This is a genomic window from Pseudoxanthomonas suwonensis, from assembly GCF_010093235.1.
GTDB lineage: Bacteria > Pseudomonadota > Gammaproteobacteria > Xanthomonadales > Xanthomonadaceae > Pseudoxanthomonas > Pseudoxanthomonas suwonensis.
On record NZ_PDWP01000008.1, the window covers coordinates 93338 to 108604 of the forward strand.

Genomic DNA, 15267 nt, shown 5'->3' on the forward strand with positions numbered 1-15267 from the left:
CTGCACGGCCCCGCATCGTGCGCCGCAACAGCGCATGCAGGCAGGCGGGGCCTGGATGCACGCGGTGCCTGGGTCTCCCGTGGACGCCGTCGAGCGCACCGGCGGAGGCGTGCCGCGGAAGCGTCGGCCGCACGCAAAAGAAAACCGGGGCGGCAGGGCCGCCCCGGTTCCAGGGTCCAGGCGTGGATGCTCAGAACTTGTAGCGGATGCCCATCAGGTACTGGCGTCCGGTCAGGCTGTAATCCAGCGGCAGCTGCGAGGCGGCGCCGACCCAGGACTGCAGCGACGGCTCGTTGGTGAGGTTGATGCCTTCCAGGCTCAGCTCGATCTGCTCGCTGACCTTGTAGCGCAGCGAGGCGTCGACGTAGGTGATGCCGTTCTGGCCATGCACGTCGCTGGTGAAGCCCTGCTCGGTGCCCGGGACCTGGATCAGGTAGTTGTCGCGGTTGGTCGCCGAGACGCGGCCGGAGAAGGTCTGGCCTTCGTAGAACAGGGTGGCGTTCCACGAGTGCCGCGACAGGCCGGTCAGGTCGGTGCGCAGCGAAGCGGCGCCGGAGCTGGTCAGGTACTGGATCTTCGAATCGACGAAGGTGTAGTTCAGCTGCACGCCCAGGTTGGCCCAGTTGCCCGGCAGGAAGGTGAACGGCTGGATGAAGTTCGCCTCCACGCCCTTGAGCGGGCCGCCCGGGGTGTTGACCGGCACCGAGAACACGAAGTCGTCGTTCGCGCTGACGCCGAAGCCCTCGGCGACGCTGGCCGGCAGGCCGCTGGTGTAGAACGGCCGCACCTCGCGGGTGGTCTGCACGAAGCTCTCGATGTCCTTGTAGAACAGCCCCAGGCTCAGCATCGCGCTGTCCTGGAAGTACCACTCGGCCGACAGGTCGTAGGTCTCGGCGCGGATCGGGTCGAGGCCCGGGTTGCCGCCGGTGACGTTGCGCGAGCCGCCGCTGACGCTGACGGTCACGCCCGGGGTCAGGCTGCCCAGTCCCGGGCGGCTCATGACCTTGGCCGCGCCGAAGCGGACCAGCAGGTCGGGCGCGACCTCGGCGACCAGGTTCAGCGACGGCAGGGTGTCGCTGTACTCGCGCGAGACGGTCAACGGGGTGGGCGTGCCGGCGATGGTGGCGATGCCGGTCGAGGCCTGCTTGGTCTTGACGTAGCGCACGCCGAAGTTGCCCGAGAACGGGATGTTGCCCAGGTCGGTGGAGAACTCGCCCATCAGGTAGGCGCCGCGGTCCTTCTCCTCGACGCTGCGGTTGCTGGCCGCGTACGGCGACAGGGCGAAGGTGCCGTCGCCGCTGAAGATGTCGAAGTGGTCGGCGATGGCGTCGAAGTCCGGCACCACCCACTGGCCCGGCGAACCGGACATGCCGCTCAGGCGCGCCATCTGCACCATGTCCACCGGCACGATCCGGGTGCCGTCCGAGAACGCCGGCACGATGGTCTCGGTGGCGGTGCGGCGCCACTCCATCGACTTGAAGCCGTAGTCCTTGGCCAGCACGCCGCCCTTGAGGCGGAAGCCGGGGCTGATGCTCCAGTTGAAGTCGAGCTGGCCGACGTCGAAGTCGTTCTCGACCTTGTTGGCGCGCATGCGGATGGTGGACAGGGTCCAGCCTTCCGGATCGGTCGGGTCGATGCCGTAGTCGATTACCGGCGCCCACTTGTCGCCGCGGTAGTCGTAGCTGTAGCCGTCGACGTTGAGCTTGTCCATCATGATCGTCGCCTGCACGGGATTGTCGTGCCGGGACGAGGAGGTGCCGAGCTTGCCGGTCAGCTTGAAGCTGTCGCTGAACTCGTGCTCGCCGGACAGGCTGACCTGCTTGAAGACCGTATCCCACTCGTCGTAGCGGTGCTCGGCGCGCACGTCGACGTCGTCGAAGCGGCCGTACAGCAGCGCACCCGTGGCCGGGTCGATGTAGCCGTCGCGGACGATGGTCTCGGGCTTGCCGCCCTGCGAGGCCGAGCGGCTGAAGGAGATCGCCTCGATGTAGTGCTCGCGGCGGGTCGCGTCGATCTTCGAGTACAGGCCGTCCAGCGAGAACTGGGTGTTGTCGCCGGGCTTGAACTGCAGCGAGGCGGTCACGCCGGTGCGGTCCTGGTCGTGCTCCATCCAGGTGTAGCGCGGGAAGCGCGGGTGGAACACGTCGGCGGACATGGCATCGGTGAAGGTCGAGGCCGGATTGAAGCCGCCGTTGCTGGTGCCGTTGGCCCAGCGGCCGGTGCCGGTGCCCTGCTCCAGCGCCTTGCGCTTGGTGTGGGCCACCGACAGCAGGGCGCCGAACCTGCCGTCGGCCCAGGTGTTGGCGATCAGGCCGGCCACGCGCGGGGTGGCGTCGCCGGACATGTCGTTGTAGGAGGCCTGCGCGCTGGCGGCGACGGTGAAGCCGCTGTAGTCGAACGGACGCGCGGTGACCAGGTCGACCGTGGCGCCCAGCGAGCCCTCCTCGACGTCGGCCTGCGCGGTCTTGCGCACGATCATCTGCGAGAACAGGTCCGAGGCGAAGACGTTGAAGTCGAAGCCGCGGGTGCGGTTGGTGCCGCCGTTCTGGTCGGTGGAGCCGACCGTGGTCAGCGCCTCCATGCCGTTGATGCGCACGCGGGTGAAGTCCGGGCCCAGGCCGCGGACGGAGATGTTGCGGCCCTCGCCGGCGTCACGGGTGATGACCACGCCGGGAATGCGCTGCAGCGATTCGGCCAGGTTGAGGTCGGGGAACTTGCCCACGTCCTCGGCGACGATGGCGTCGACCACGCCGGCCTCGCCACGCTTGATGTCGATGGCGCGCTCGAGGCTGGCGCGATAGCCGGTCACCACGATGGTGTCCAGTTCCACCGCCTGCCCGGTCTCTTGCGCGAACACAGGTGCATGCAGCGCGAGGCCGATGGATGCGGCCAGCAAGGTAACCGGTGTCTTACGGCGGTTGCTACGAGTGTGCATATCCCCTCCCAGGGCTGACTATCTCGGAATGCGTTGTGCGTTGGACTAAGGGGCCAAGCGGCATGACACCGCTGGTCAAACGGGACGCTAACACCGCGTCCGGGCATGGGGCATCTTGCGCCGCAGCACGATCAACCTTGGTAGCGGTCACATCCGCGGATACGCCGAAACCCGCGCCAGCATTACAATGACACCGATAGCCACTATTTCCGGCCAACGGCCGCGCCTGCGCCGCCGCCCATGCCACCATCCATCCCCCCGCCCGCCGGGCGGTCCCCCAGCCAGAGCCAAGGAGTCGCGATGTCCGCGCGTGTCGTGTGTTTCGGTGAACTGTTGCTGCGCCTGAGCGCGCCTGGCCGCGAGAAGCTGCTGCAGAGCCCGCAGCTGGAAGTCCGGGTAGGCGGCGCGGAGGCCAACGTCGGGGTGTCGCTGGCCCGGTTCGGCCACCGCGTCGACATGGTCAGCACCGTGGCCGACAACGCCCTGGGCGAGGCCGTCGCCGGCGAGCTGCGGCGCCATGGGGTCGGCACCTCCGCCGTGCGCCACGTGCCCGGGCGCATGGGCCTGTACTTCCTGGCCCCCGGCGCCATCCACCGGCCGGCCGAGGTCCTGTACGACCGCGCCGGCTCGGCCTTCGCCCTGGCCCCGGCCGATGCCTACGACTGGCCGGCGCTGCTGGCCGGCGCCGACTGGCTGCACCTGTCGGGCGTGACCCCGGCGCTGGGCGCCAATACCGCCGCCGCGGCGCTGGCCGCCGCGCGTGCCGCGCGTGCCGCGGGGGCCAGGGTGTCCTTCGATGGCAACTTCCGGCCGAAGCTGTGGGAGGCCTGGCAGGGCGATGCACCGTCGATCCTGCGCGAGCTGATGGCCGAGGCCGACGTGCTGTTTGCCGACCACCGCGACATGGGCGTGGTGCTGGGCGGGCAGTACGCGCAGGCCGAACCGCTGCAGCGGGTGCAGGCGGCCGCGGCCGACGCCTTTGCCGCCTTCCCGCACCTGCAATGGCTGGCCTGCACCCTGCGCACCCCGCGCAACGTCGACCACCACGCCCTGGCCGGCGTGCTGGTCGGCCGCCAGTCCGGCACCGCGCTGGCGCCGCAGGAGGAAGTGGGGCCGATCGTGGACCGCATCGGTGGCGGCGACGCCTTCGCCGCCGGGGTGCTGCACGGCCTGCTGCGCGGCTGGGAGCCGCAGCGCACGATCCGCTTCGGCCTGGCCGCCGGCTGCCTCAAGCATTCGATCCCGGGCGACTTCAACCTGGTGTCGGAGGCCGAGGTCGAGGCCCTGGTCGGCGAAGGCCGCTACGACGTCAGGCGCTGAGCGGCGCCGGCGCGGGCGTGGGCCGGGCCCTTCCGGGTACCGCAGGGCGGGCCGGACCTGCTGGGCCCGGCTTCAGATGATGCGCAGGGTGATGGCCTTCAGCACCGCGCGGGTGCGGTCGCGGGTGCCGAGCTTGTCGAGGATGGCGGAGACGTAGTTCTTCACCGTGCCCTCGGCCAGGAACAGGCTGCGCGCGATTTCCTTGTTGGAATAGCCGCCGGCCAGCAGCCGCAGGATCGCCACCTCGCGCGGGCTGAAGCCCTCCTCAGGAGGGGTGTCGTCGCGGAAGCGGAAGCGCGCGCGCACCGGCTCGGTGGAGACCGGCGCCAGCAGGGTGCCGCCGGCGGCCACATGCCGGATCGCCTCGTGCAGTTGCTCCGGCGCGGCGTCCTTGAGCAGGAAACCCTGGGCCCCGGCCTCGCGCGCGTGCAGCAGCAGGTCGGCCTCGTCGAAGGTGGTCAGCAGCAGCACCGGGGTGGGGTCGCCGCGCCCGCGCAGGGCGTGGACCATGGCGATGCCGTCCAGGCCGGGCATGCGCACGTCGCTGAGGATCACGTCCACCGGCTGCGCGGCCACCGCCTCGAGCAGGGCATGGCCGTCCTCGGCCTCCAGCGCCACGACCAGGTCCAGCCGCTCCAGCAGGGCGCGCAGGCCGGCGCGGACCAGGGCCTGGTCGTCGGCCAGGGCCAGGCGCAGCGCGGATCCGCTCATGCCGGCAGCCTCGCCTGCAGGCGCAGGCTGCCGCCCGGGGTCAGGCCGACGTCCAGCCGCCCGCCCAGCGCGGCCAGGCGTTCGCGCATGCCGGACAGGCCGTTGCCCTCGCGCACCGGGCCGCGGCACTGGCCGTCGTCGTGGATGTCGATGGCCAGCCCGCCGTCCTCGCGCTGCAGCCGGACCCGCACCGTGCCGGCGCCGGAATGGCGGGCGGCATTGGTCAGCGCCTCCTGCACCACGCGCAGCAGGGTCTCGGCCACGGCCGGATCGGCCACCCGCACGCCCGGGTCGATCTCCAGCTCCAGCCGCGGGCGCGGGAACGGCGCGGCAAGCGCGCGCAGCGCGGTGGCCAGGTCCAGGCCACGGTCGTCGCGCAGCGACTGCACCACCTGGCGGATGTCGGCCATCAGCTCCCCCGACAGCCGCTCGGCCACCGCCAGCTCGTGGCGGCCGGCCAGCTGCGGATCGGCCAGCAGCGAGCGCAGGTTGAGGCGCATCGCGGTCAGCTTGTGGCCGGCCACGTCGTGCAGCTCGCGGGCCATGCGCAGGCGCTCGGCGTCGCGCGCGCTGTCTGCCAGCAGGGCGCGGGTGGCCAGCAGGTCGGCATTGACCCGGGCCAGGGCGTCGCGCGAGCGCTCGGCCGAGGTGGCGTAGTGCACGCAGATCGCGGCCAGGGCCTGGAACCCCATGTTGATCAGGACCATCGGCTCCGGCTCCTGGAAGCCGGCGCGGCGCAGGGCGATGCAGAAGGCGATGTTGGCCACCGCCGCCGCGGCCAGGCAGGTGCGAGCCGGCCAGGCCGAAAACATGCACGCCACCCAGATCACCAGCAGTACCTGCGAGGCATTGACCCGGTAGCTGAGCCCGCCCAGCGCCAGGATCACCGGCGCCATCGCCACCAGCACCAGGTCGCGGCTGCGGCGCCAGTGCTCGGGCAGCAGCTGCAGGGCGAGGAACAGCAGCAGGAACGCGCCCAGCAGCGCCAGCGCCAGCGGCTGTTGCTCCGGCGTGGCGAAGCGCAGCGCGTAGCCCACGGTGAGGATGGTCAGCAACCCGGCCAACGGCAGCGGGCGCAGCAGGGGTTCGAGCATGCGCGCATGGGCGCATGCTCGGTCCTGCCCGGCGCCGAGGCAATGGTCCCGGCGCAGGAAGTGACTTCCGGCAGGTGGGGGCGGCTCAGCCGGCCTTGCGCCGCGCCGGGGCCTTCTTCGCCGCCTTCTTGGCGGTGGACTTGCGCGCAGCCTTCTTCGCCGGCGCCTTCTTGGCCGGCGAAGCCTTCTTCGCCGGGGTGCGCTTCTTTGCCTTCAGGCTCTGCTCCAGCAGGGACATGAAGTCGACCACGTTGGTGGTGGTCTCCTCCGGCGCATCGGGCTCGTCGTCCACCTGGGTGGTGCCGCCGGCGCTCTTGATCCGCTTGCGGATGATGGCCTGCAGCCGCTCGCGGAACTCGTCGCGGTAGTCGTCCGGGGTCCACTTGCCGCTCATCGAGTCGATCAGCTGCTCGGCCATCTGCAGTTCCTTGGCGCTGATCCGGTAGTCGGAGGCCGAACCCTCCGGCAGCTTGTGCTCGGCTGGATCCACCAGTTCCTGCGGATAGCGCAGCAGCATCAGGATCAGCGCATCGCCGTGCGGGAGCACCGCGGCCAGGTATTCGCGGGTGCGGATCACCACCCGGGCGATGCCGGCGCGACCGCTGTTGCGCAGGGTCTCGCGCAGCAGCACGTAACCTTTTTCCGCCTTCTTGCCGGGCACCAGGATGTACGGCTTCTCGTAGTAGCGCGGATCGATCTCGGCCGCATCGATGAAGGTCTCCACCTCCACCGTCTCGTGGCTTTCCGGGGCGGCGGCCTTGATGTCCGATTCCTCCAGAACCACGTAGCTGCCCTTGTCGTACTCGAACGCCTTGACCACCTCCTTCCACGGCACTTCCTCGCCGGTGTCGGCGTTGACCCGCTCGTAGCGCACCGGCTTGTGGTCGCGCGAGTCGAGCATGCGGAAGTGCAGGTCGGTGCGGCGCTCGCCGGACATCAGCGAGACCGGCACGTTGAGCAGGCCGAAGGAAAGGGTGCCGGTCCAGATCGGGCGGGCCATGGCGGAGCCTCGGGCGACGGGGAATGAACCGTTAGCACGCCGCCCGTGGCGCGATCGTGAGCAATGCGCAAAGCAGGCGCGCGCGGCTCCTCACGCGCCCTTTAGCGGCGTGGCGCAAGCATGGGCGTTCCCGCCGGACAGACCCACGAGGCAGAGCATGTCCAACCGAGACCGCAAGGACCCGCCGCCGCCCGGCAAGGAGCGGCAGCCGCCCACGCCCGCCGAGGAGCAGAAGCGCAAGCGGCACGAGGACCAGAACCAGGACGAGGCGCTGGAGGAGACCTTCCCGGCCAGCGACCCGGTATCGCCGTTCGTGCCGGCCAAGGTGCCCGAATAACCACCCGCGGCGCCCGGGCCGCAACGCAGAAGGCCCCGCATCGCGGGGCCTTCGTGCACTCCCGGCAGGGGCTGGGTCAGGCGCTGACCGCCGCCACCGCCCTGGCGACGTATTCCAGGTTGCCCTGGTTGAGCGCGGCCACGCAGATGCGGCCGGTGCCCACCGCATAGATGCCGTACTCGTCGCGCAGGCGGTCGACCTGGGCCTTGCTCAGGCCCGAGTACGAGAACATGCCCGCCTGCTGGGAGATGAAGCCGAACTCCGGCCGGCCCAGCTCGGCCAGCTTGGACACCAGGCCGGCACGCAGGGCGTGGATGCGCTCGCGCATCTGCCGCAGCTCCTCTTCCCACAGGCCGCGCAGCTCGGGGCTGGTGAGCACGCCGGCCACCAGCGAGGCGCCGTGCGCCGAGGGGCTGGAGTAGATGGTGCGGATGATGCGCTTGATCTGCGACTGCACCGCCCTGGCCTGCTCGGCGGTGGCGGCGACCACCGACAGGGCACCGACGCGCTCGCCGTACAGCGAGAACGACTTGGAGTAGGAACTGGCGACGACGAAGCTGTCGATGCCGGCATCGACCAGCACGCCGATCGCGGCCGCGTCCTCGGCGATGCCCTTGTCGAAGCCCTGGTAGGCCATGTCCACGAACGGGAACAGCTGGCGCTCCTTGAGCACCTGTGCCACCTGCTTCCACTGCTCGACGGTCAGGTCGGCGCCGGTGGGATTGTGGCAGCAGGCGTGCAGCAGCACGGTGGTACCCGGCTGCAGCTGCTGCAGGTCGGCCAGCATGCCGGCGAAGTCCACGCCGTGCGTCGCCGCGTCGAAGTAGGTGTAGTCCTTGACCTCGAAGCCGGCGGCGGAGAACACCGCGCGGTGGTTCTCCCAGCTCGGGTTGCTCAGCGCCACGGTGGCGTGCGGCAGCACCTTGCGCAGCAGTTCGGCGCCCACGCGCAGCGCGCCGGAACCGCCCACGGTCTGGGTGGTGGCGACCCGGCCGGCGGCCAGCAGCGGCGAGTCCTTGCCGAACAGCAGCTCGCGGGTGGCCTGGGTGTAGGCCGGCAGGCCGTCGATCGGCAGGTAGCCGCGCGGCCGCGCCGCGGCGGCCAGGGTCTGCTCGACCTGCTGCACCGCCTTGAGCAGCGGAATCCGTCCCTGTTCGTCGTAGTAGATGCCGACGCCCAGGTTGACCTTGGTGGCACGGGTATCGGCGTTGTACGCCTCGGTCAGGCCCAGGATCGGGTCGCCGGGGACCAGTTCGACGTTCGAGAAGAAGGACACGGCTTGGCTCTGCGATGGAGGGAGACGGTTTGCGGCGCGCGCGGCACGGCGCCCGCAAAAACCGCCCAATCGTAGCAGGGTGCCGGCGGCGGCTCGACCGTTTCCGCGGAGACGGTCCGGCTTCCTAGCGCCGCAGCTCCAGTCCCAGCAGCACCCCCCGGCCGGGGCCCGGTTCGTAGTAGCGCCCGTTGGATTCGTTGACGATCACCGAGCCTGCGTACTGGCGGTCGAGCAGGTTGTCGACCCGGGCGAACGCGCGCAGCCGGGTGTCGCCGCCGGCGGCCCAGGTGCGCGCGGTCTCCAGGTGCAGCAGGCCATGGCCCGGGGCCGATTCGGTGCCGGCGTCGTTGACGGGGACCCCACCCAGGGCCAGGCCTTCCAGCGCCGCCTCCCATGCCTGGCCCCGCCACTGCAGCCGCGCCCAGCCCTGGCGCCGGGCCACGCCCGGGATCGCCGCACCGGCCGCCACCTGGCCGAAGCCGTCGGTGAAGTGCGCATCCAGCCAGGTCGCGGCGACCTGCAGCGACCAGGCCGCCGACAGCGGCGGCCGCGCCGAAATTTCGGCACCCTCGCGCCGCGCCCCGCCCACGTTGCGGAAGCGGGGGCGGCCGCCGCTGTTGCTGGCCACCGCCAGCTCGTCGTCGGTATCGACCCGGAACAGCGCCGCCTCGAGCGCGGCGCCGCCATCGGCGCGCCACTTCAGGCCCAGCTCCAGGGTGTCGCTGCGCGCCGGACGCAGGTCGAAGGCCGGGCCGGGCCCGCCATCGGCGCGGTAGGACAGCTCGTTGAAGGTCGGCGTCTCGAAGCCGCGCCCGGCCGACAGGTAGATCCGCAGGTCCTCGGCCGGGCTGAACACCACGCCCGCCACCGGGGTGAAGGCCGAATAGCGCACCGAACCGCTGTCGTCGGGGTTGGTGGCGGTGATGTAGCGGTCGTCGGCCTCGAAGCGCACCTGGCTGTGGCGGGCGCCGGCCTGCAGTGCCCACCGCGGCGCCAGCTTCCACCAGGCCTGCAGGTACTGGTCGAGGCTGCGGGTGGTGTTGAGCTCATTGCGGCGCAGGGCACCGCGCACGCCCAGGCGCGGGCCGCCGTCGCCGGGCAGGAAGTTCTCGTAGCCGAGGCGGTCCTGGCGCTGGCGTTCGACGCTGGCGCCGGCGGTGACTTCGAGCCGGCCTTCAGCGTCCTGCCAGGCCACGCGCGCGTCGACGCCGCCGTAGGCGCCATCGAGGTCGATCACGCCACCGGAATGGAGCGGATTGGCCTGCGCCGCCGCCGGCACCGCCAGGTACTGCACCACCTCGCGCTGTCCGGCCCAGCCGCTGGCCCGCAGGTTCCAGCCGCCGCCCAGAGGCTGGCGCCAGTGCAGGCCCAGCTGGTCCTGGCGCACCGACTTGCGGGTGTCGTAGGTATGCGCGACCGCCGTCGCCTGGCGCGGATCGGCGTCCATCTGCGCGCGGGTCAGGCCCAGCGGATCCTGCGCGTCAGGCGCGTCGAAGTGGTTGCCGACCAGCTCGATCCGGCCGCCGCCCTCCAGCTCGCGATGCACCCGCGCGTTGAGCGAGGTACGCCGGGCATCGCTGTGCTCGCGGTAGCCATCGCTGTCGAGCACCTGTGCCGAGACGTTGTAGCCGTTGCCGCCGGCGGTGCCGCGCAGGCGCGCGCTGCCGGCCAGATGGCCGTAGCGGCCCGCGGTGGCACGCAGGTCCAGGCTTGGCGCGGGCGTGCCGTCGGCGCTCCACAGCTGGACCACGCCGCCGGAGGAATTGCCGTAAAGCGCCGAGAACGGCCCGCGCATCACCTCGATGCGGTCGCCGGCGGCCAGGGCGAAATGCGAGACCTGGCCCTGACCGTCGGGCATGGTCGCCGGAATCCCGTCGGCGTACAGGCGTACGCCGCGCACGCCGAAGGTCGAACGCGCGCCGAAACCGCGGATCGAAAGCTGGGTGTCCTGCGCGCGGTTCTGGCGGTCGCGCGCCAGCAGCCCGGGGATGCCGGCAAGCACGTCCGACACATCGGTGCGCGCACGCGCCGAATCTGCCTGCAGGTCGACCACGTCCAGCGAGGCGGGCAGGTCGAAAGCCGGCGCCGATTCCACCCGCGCGGTGACGACCACGCCCGGCAGTTCCACGGCCGCGCCCGCCGGTTCCGGCGCGGCGAGGACGGTGGCGGGGACGATCGCGCCGGTGGCACCGGCCAGGAACAGGGAGGCGGATTTCATCGAGCCAGTCGCGTGGGGGAAGGCGGGTGGCGCAAGTCTAGGCGCAGGCGCGTTAGGCGTCCGCCATGGGCCGCTCATGCCGATGCGCCATGTGCTTGTGCCGAACCGTAGCGAGCCGGTGATGCCGGGATAACCGCATCTTTACCCTCGTGCGGCCAGTGGCCGTTCTACTCGACGGCGGACGATCCACGGGAGGCAACGCCATGCGCATCACCATCATCGGGGCCGGCTTCACCGGCAGCGTCCTGGCCACCGAACTGGCCCGCGTCGCCCCCACCGGCGTGGACCTGTGCCTGGTCGGCAATGCCGATGGCTTCGGCCGCGGCGTGGCCTACGGCGAAGCCCGGCCCGAGCACCTCCTCAACGTGCGTGCCCGGGAGATGGGCGCGACCGTGGACCAGCCGGCGGAGTTCGCGCGCTGGCTCAACCTCACCCGGCGCGCCGAGGACAGCTTCCTGCCGCGGCTGGTCTATGGCGAGTACCTCTATTCGCGCCTGCAGTCGGCCGCCCAGGTCTCGCTGGCCGGCTTCAGCCAGGTGCAGCAGGAGGCGGTGGCGGTCGAGCGCGAGGGCGACGCCTTCCGCGTGCTGCTGGCCGACGGCACCGACTTCCTCACCGACCGCGTGGTCCTGGCGGTGGGTACCCTGCCGCCGCAGCGGCTGCAGGGCGTGGGCCCGCGGCTGCTGGTGGATCCGGCCTACATCGCCTGGCCGTGGCAGAAGAACCTGCGTGGCGAGGATGCGCTGGCGCGGGTGCCGACGCAGGCACGGGTGCTGATCGTCGGCACCGGGCTGACCATGGCCGATACCGTGGTGACCCTGGTGCGTCGCGGCCACCAGGGCCCGATCACCGCGATCTCGCGCCACGGCCTGTTGCCCCGCCCGCACCTGGCCGAGCCCAGTCCCGCGATCGCTCTGCCGCCGACCGTGCTGCACGCGCTCAACAGCGGCGACGTGCGCCTGCTGCTGCGCGCGCTGCGCAGCCTGGCGCCGATCGTCCCGGACTGGCGCAGCCTGGTGGATGCGCTGCGGCCGTTCCTGCAGGGCTACTGGCAGAGCCTGTCGCAGGTGCAGCGTGGCCGCTTCCTGCGCCACCTGCGTGCGTACTGGGAGGTGGTGCGGCATCGCCTGGCGCCGAGCCTGCACGAGGAGCTGGAACAGCTGCGCAGCGAAGGGAGGCTGGCCATCCGCGCCGGCCGCCTGCTGCGTGCCAGCCGCGGCCACGAGGCGGTGGAGGTGGTGATCCGCGAACGCGGCCAGAGCCATGCCCTGGCCGAGCAGTACGACGTGCTGGTGCGCGCCACCGGCCTGGACACCGACGCCGAGCGCACCAGCCATCCACTGGTCGGGCAGCTGCGCGATGCCGGCATCATCAGCGCCGATCCGTTCGGGCTGGGCCTGCGTACCACCGCCCAGTTCGAGGTGCTGGACCGCAAGGGCGCGGCGGTGCGCGGGCTCTACTGCATCGGTCCGCTGCTGCGCGGGCGGCTGTGGGAGATCACCGCGGTGCCGGAACTGCGGGTGGCGGCGCGCGACCTGGCCCAGCAGTTGCTGCGGGCGCCTTCGCATTCGGCGCGGGTAGCGCGCGAAGGTGGCCTGCCACGGACCGCGCGGACGATGCGTGCGGCGCACTGAGGCGCCGCACGCGCTCAGACGTCGCCGTCCTCCGCCGCCCAGCCTTCGCCACTGCCGCGGTGCAGGACCCGGTCGCCGTCGCGCACCTCGCCGGCCGGCAGCGCCGGCAGCCCGGCCAGGCGCGCGTAGATCGGGGTGAAGTCCGGGGCGGTGGCTTCCATCAGCTGCTGGAAGCTGTCGATCACGAAGTAGGTCTTCTGGAAGGTGTCGATCCGGTAGCGGGTACGCATGATCCGCTCCAGGTCGAAGCCGATCCGGTTGGGCGCGTCCGACTCCAGCGAATACTTCGACTCGCCGGCCGAGGACACGATGCCGGCGCCGTAGATGCGCAGGCCGTCGGCCTGGCGGATCAGGCCGAATTCGACCGTGTACCAGTACAGCCGGGTCAGGTTCTGCAGCGCTTCCGGGCCGATGCCATGCGCCTTCACCCCGCCGCGTCCGTAGGCCTCCATGTAGTCGGCGAACAACGGGTTCATCAGCAGCGGGACGTGTCCGAACAGGTCGTGGAACAGGTCCGGTTCGGCGATGTAGTCGATCTGCTCCGGGCGCCGGATCCACCAGGTCACCGGGAAGCGGCGATTGGCCAGGTGCTCGAAGAAGTCCAGTTCCGGCAGCAGGCCTTCCACGCCGACCAGGGTCCAGCCGGTGGCCGCGCCCAGCACTTCGTTGAGCTGGTCGAAGCGCGGGATCGCGCGCGCGTCCATGCCCATCGCGTCCTGCGCCTGCAGGAACTCGTCGCAGGCGCGGCCCACCAGCAGCCTGCGCTGGCGCTCGTAGAGCGTGCCCCAGGTGGCGTGGTCGTCGGCGCTGTAGTCGTCCCACGGCTGCTCGACGATCGCGGTGGTGTAGACCGGCACGTAGCCCTTGTCGGTCTGCAGGCGTTCGGATTCGACTCGGCGGGGCGTGGCCATGGCGGGTCTCCAGGCTGGCAGGGCAATGGCCAGACTAGGGCCGATGCCACGCAACCGGGTTGCGAAGTTGCCGGCCGCCCGGCTTATGGCGCAATGTTGTTGCGTCGAAACCATGGTGCACCGCAACGATGGCCGCCTCCGTCCAGCTCGACCGCACCGACCTGCGCCTGCTCGCCCTGCTCCAGCGGGAGGGCCGCGCGCCCAATGCCGAGCTCGCCGCACGGGTGAACCTCAGTCCGTCGGCCTGCCTGCGCCGCATCCAGCGGCTGGAGGCCACCGGCGTGATTGCCGGCTACGGCGCGCGCCTGCAGCCGCAGGCGCTGGGCCTGGGACTGCAGGCCTTCGTGCGCGTACAGCTGGAAAAGCACGGCGGCGCCGTGATCGAGCGCTTCGTCGAGCGCGTGCAGGGCTGGGACGAGGTGGTGGCGTGCCACGCCCTGACCGGCGACATGGATTACCTGCTCCACGTCTACGTCGAGGACCTGGAGCACTTTTCCCGTTTCCTGCTCGACCGCCTGCTCAACGATTCCGGCGTGGCCGACGTCAACTCCAGCTTCGTCCTGCGAACGGTCAAGGCCCATGCCGGGCTGCCGTTGCCCGGGGGCTGAGCGGCGTTCCGGGCCTGGGCTACCGTATTCCCGGTCTGGTGTGTCGAAGGAAGCCCGCGTACCAGTCCAGCCCTGTCCCGGTTTGCACGCGGCCGCAGCGGAGGCGTAAAACCACCGCATCAGCTCCCGCAGGCAGGCCGCGATGGACAAGGCGTTTCCCACGGCGCAGGCGTACGCGGCCGAACGCGCCCGCTTTCCCGCGCGCCAGGTGGTGGACCTGCAGGCGCTGCAGCGCGAGGCCACGGAGGCGTACCGCAACGAGGTCGTGCTCGACTGCAACGACGCCTGCCTGCGCATGGCGGTGTTCGAAGGGCAGTACCGCTGGCACCACCACCCCGCCACCGACGAACTGTTCCTGGTGGTGGCAGGGCAACTGCACATCGAATTCGACGACGGCGCCGAACCGGTCCTGCATCCCTCGCAATGCGCGGTCGTGCCCGCCGGCACCGTGCACCGCACCCGCGCAGTGGGCCGCACCGTCAACCTGACCTTCGAGCGGCAGGCGGCGGAAACCGTGTTCGTCGATGGCCCGGCCTGACCCACGCCCACGGCGCGACTGGTTCCGTTGCGCGCGTGCACCGCACCCGCGGACACCATGGAGACGGAGCGGCCGCCGGCCACCGGCATTGCCGGGCGTGCGAAGGCAGGCCCCCTGGGTGCGTGGCACCGCCCGGCGGGACATCCGCGTGTATCCGGGACTGGCGCCGCGCACCGGCCAGCATCCAAGCCGGCCGCATCTTTCGCAAACGGCGGCGTGCAGGCCGCGAGGAAGGAGGCCTGATGTTCAAGACCATCGGAGGCGTACCCATCCAGCCGGTGCATCGCGCCAGCTGCCACTGTGGCGCGGTGCGGCTGGAAGTGGAGCTGCCTGACGGCGTGGTCGATCCGCGCCGCTGCGACTGCTCGCTATGCCGGCGCAAGGGCACGATCGTCGCCTCGGTGCCGCTTGGCCGGCTGCGCGTGGTCGCGGGCCAGGACCAGCTGCGCCTTTACCAGTTCAACACCATGACCGCGCGCCACTGGTTCTGCGGTACCTGCGGCATCCACACCCACCACCAGCGGCGCTCGGATCCAAACGAATACGGCCTCAATGTCGCCTGCCTGGAAGGGATCAATCCCTTCGACCTGGGCGAGGTGCCGACCAGCGACGGCGTGAACCATCCTTCCGACCGCAGGCAGGCCTGATCCACGGCCGGAGAGGCGGCGACGCGGAACCTCCGCGT

General features: G+C 71.2%; 13 protein-coding genes. 6 read left to right on the forward strand and 7 right to left on the reverse strand.

What is annotated here, in order from left to right; all coding sequences use genetic code 11:
• Positions 1-190 precede the first annotated feature (190 nt).
• A complete protein-coding gene (locus CSC68_RS05365) occupies positions 191-2935 on the reverse strand; it encodes a TonB-dependent receptor (protein ID WP_162202498.1) in 2745 nt (914 codons plus the stop codon).
• A gap of 300 nt (positions 2936-3235) precedes the next feature.
• Between CSC68_RS05365 and CSC68_RS05370 the strand changes: the two genes are divergently transcribed.
• Positions 3236-4255 carry a sugar kinase gene (locus CSC68_RS05370; RefSeq protein WP_162202499.1) on the forward strand — a complete coding sequence of 340 codons (1020 nt, stop codon included), beginning with the start codon at positions 3236-3238 and terminating at the stop codon, positions 4253-4255.
• Positions 4256-4327: 72 nt separating this feature from the next.
• Here the strand turns inward: CSC68_RS05370 and CSC68_RS05375 are convergent, their stop codons facing one another.
• The 3 genes from CSC68_RS05375 to ku form a co-directional block, all read right to left on the reverse strand.
• Positions 4328-4966, reverse strand: a complete 639-nt coding sequence (locus CSC68_RS05375; RefSeq protein WP_019397414.1) for a response regulator — start codon at positions 4964-4966, stop codon at positions 4328-4330.
• Positions 4963-6060, reverse strand: a complete 1098-nt coding sequence (locus CSC68_RS05380; protein ID WP_162202500.1) for a sensor histidine kinase — start codon at positions 6058-6060, stop codon at positions 4963-4965. Before CSC68_RS05380 ends, CSC68_RS05375 begins: the two co-directional genes overlap by 4 nt.
• An 85-nt stretch (positions 6061-6145) precedes the next feature.
• Positions 6146-7060, reverse strand: a complete 915-nt coding sequence (ku, locus tag CSC68_RS05385; protein WP_162202501.1) for a non-homologous end joining protein Ku — start codon at positions 7058-7060, stop codon at positions 6146-6148.
• Positions 7061-7217: 157 nt separating this feature from the next.
• On the opposite strand from ku, the gene CSC68_RS05390 reads away from it, so the two are divergent.
• Positions 7218-7397 carry a hypothetical protein gene (locus CSC68_RS05390; protein WP_162202502.1) on the forward strand — a complete coding sequence of 60 codons (180 nt, stop codon included), beginning with the start codon at positions 7218-7220 and terminating at the stop codon, positions 7395-7397.
• A 76-nt stretch (positions 7398-7473) separates the two neighbouring features.
• Here the strand turns inward: CSC68_RS05390 and CSC68_RS05395 are convergent, their stop codons facing one another.
• Together CSC68_RS05395 and CSC68_RS05400 are read right to left on the reverse strand one after the other, a co-directional pair.
• On the reverse strand, positions 7474-8673 hold the full coding sequence (locus tag CSC68_RS05395; RefSeq protein WP_162202503.1) for an amino acid aminotransferase: 1200 nt from the start codon (positions 8671-8673) through the stop codon (positions 7474-7476).
• Between the two features lie 124 nt (positions 8674-8797).
• Positions 8798-10891, reverse strand: a complete 2094-nt coding sequence (locus tag CSC68_RS05400) for a TonB-dependent receptor family protein (protein WP_162202504.1) — start codon at positions 10889-10891, stop codon at positions 8798-8800.
• A gap of 203 nt (positions 10892-11094) precedes the next feature.
• Here CSC68_RS05400 and CSC68_RS05405 point away from each other — a divergent pair, with 203 nt between their 5' ends.
• On the forward strand, positions 11095-12525 hold the full coding sequence (locus CSC68_RS05405) for an FAD/NAD(P)-binding protein (protein WP_162202505.1): 1431 nt from the start codon (positions 11095-11097) through the stop codon (positions 12523-12525).
• Between the two features lie 14 nt (positions 12526-12539).
• On the opposite strand, the gene phhA is transcribed toward CSC68_RS05405, so the two are convergent.
• A complete protein-coding gene (phhA, locus tag CSC68_RS05410) occupies positions 12540-13436 on the reverse strand; it encodes a phenylalanine 4-monooxygenase (protein ID WP_162202506.1) in 897 nt (298 codons plus the stop codon).
• A gap of 128 nt (positions 13437-13564) precedes the next feature.
• Here phhA and CSC68_RS05415 point away from each other — a divergent pair, with 128 nt between their 5' ends.
• The 3 genes from CSC68_RS05415 (at position 13565) to CSC68_RS05425 (ending at position 15229) form a co-directional block, all read left to right on the forward strand.
• The gene (locus CSC68_RS05415) at positions 13565-14044 is read left to right on the forward strand and encodes an Lrp/AsnC family transcriptional regulator (protein WP_162202507.1); all 480 of its coding nucleotides are present in this window, start codon (positions 13565-13567) and stop codon (positions 14042-14044) included.
• A 142-nt stretch (positions 14045-14186) separates the two neighbouring features.
• Positions 14187-14582, forward strand: coding sequence for a cupin domain-containing protein (locus CSC68_RS05420; RefSeq protein WP_162202508.1), 396 nt, complete (start codon positions 14187-14189; stop codon positions 14580-14582).
• Between the two features lie 242 nt (positions 14583-14824).
• Positions 14825-15229, forward strand: coding sequence for a GFA family protein (locus tag CSC68_RS05425; RefSeq protein WP_162202509.1), 405 nt, complete (start codon positions 14825-14827; stop codon positions 15227-15229).
• Positions 15230-15267: the final 38 nt, after the last annotated feature.

What these genes read in the sequence shown, in the direction of transcription:
- CSC68_RS05365 (WP_162202498.1), bottom strand. Translation starts at nt 2,935, where the DNA reads ATGCACACTCGTAGCAACCGCCGTAAGACACCGGTTACCTTGCTGGCC.
- CSC68_RS05370 (WP_162202499.1), top strand. Translation starts at nt 3,236, where the DNA reads ATGTCCGCGCGTGTCGTGTGTTTCGGTGAACTGTTGCTGCGCCTGAGC.
- CSC68_RS05375 (WP_019397414.1), bottom strand. Translation starts at nt 4,966, where the DNA reads ATGAGCGGATCCGCGCTGCGCCTGGCCCTGGCCGACGACCAGGCCCTG.
- CSC68_RS05380 (WP_162202500.1), bottom strand. Translation starts at nt 6,060, where the DNA reads ATGCTCGAACCCCTGCTGCGCCCGCTGCCGTTGGCCGGGTTGCTGACC.
- ku (WP_162202501.1), bottom strand. Translation starts at nt 7,060, where the DNA reads ATGGCCCGCCCGATCTGGACCGGCACCCTTTCCTTCGGCCTGCTCAAC.
- CSC68_RS05390 (WP_162202502.1), top strand. Translation starts at nt 7,218, where the DNA reads ATGTCCAACCGAGACCGCAAGGACCCGCCGCCGCCCGGCAAGGAGCGG.
- CSC68_RS05400 (WP_162202504.1), bottom strand. Translation starts at nt 10,891, where the DNA reads ATGAAATCCGCCTCCCTGTTCCTGGCCGGTGCCACCGGCGCGATCGTC.
- CSC68_RS05405 (WP_162202505.1), top strand. Translation starts at nt 11,095, where the DNA reads ATGCGCATCACCATCATCGGGGCCGGCTTCACCGGCAGCGTCCTGGCC.
- phhA (WP_162202506.1), bottom strand. Translation starts at nt 13,436, where the DNA reads ATGGCCACGCCCCGCCGAGTCGAATCCGAACGCCTGCAGACCGACAAG.
- CSC68_RS05415 (WP_162202507.1), top strand. Translation starts at nt 13,565, where the DNA reads ATGGCCGCCTCCGTCCAGCTCGACCGCACCGACCTGCGCCTGCTCGCC.
- CSC68_RS05420 (WP_162202508.1), top strand. Translation starts at nt 14,187, where the DNA reads ATGGACAAGGCGTTTCCCACGGCGCAGGCGTACGCGGCCGAACGCGCC.
- CSC68_RS05425 (WP_162202509.1), top strand. Translation starts at nt 14,825, where the DNA reads ATGTTCAAGACCATCGGAGGCGTACCCATCCAGCCGGTGCATCGCGCC.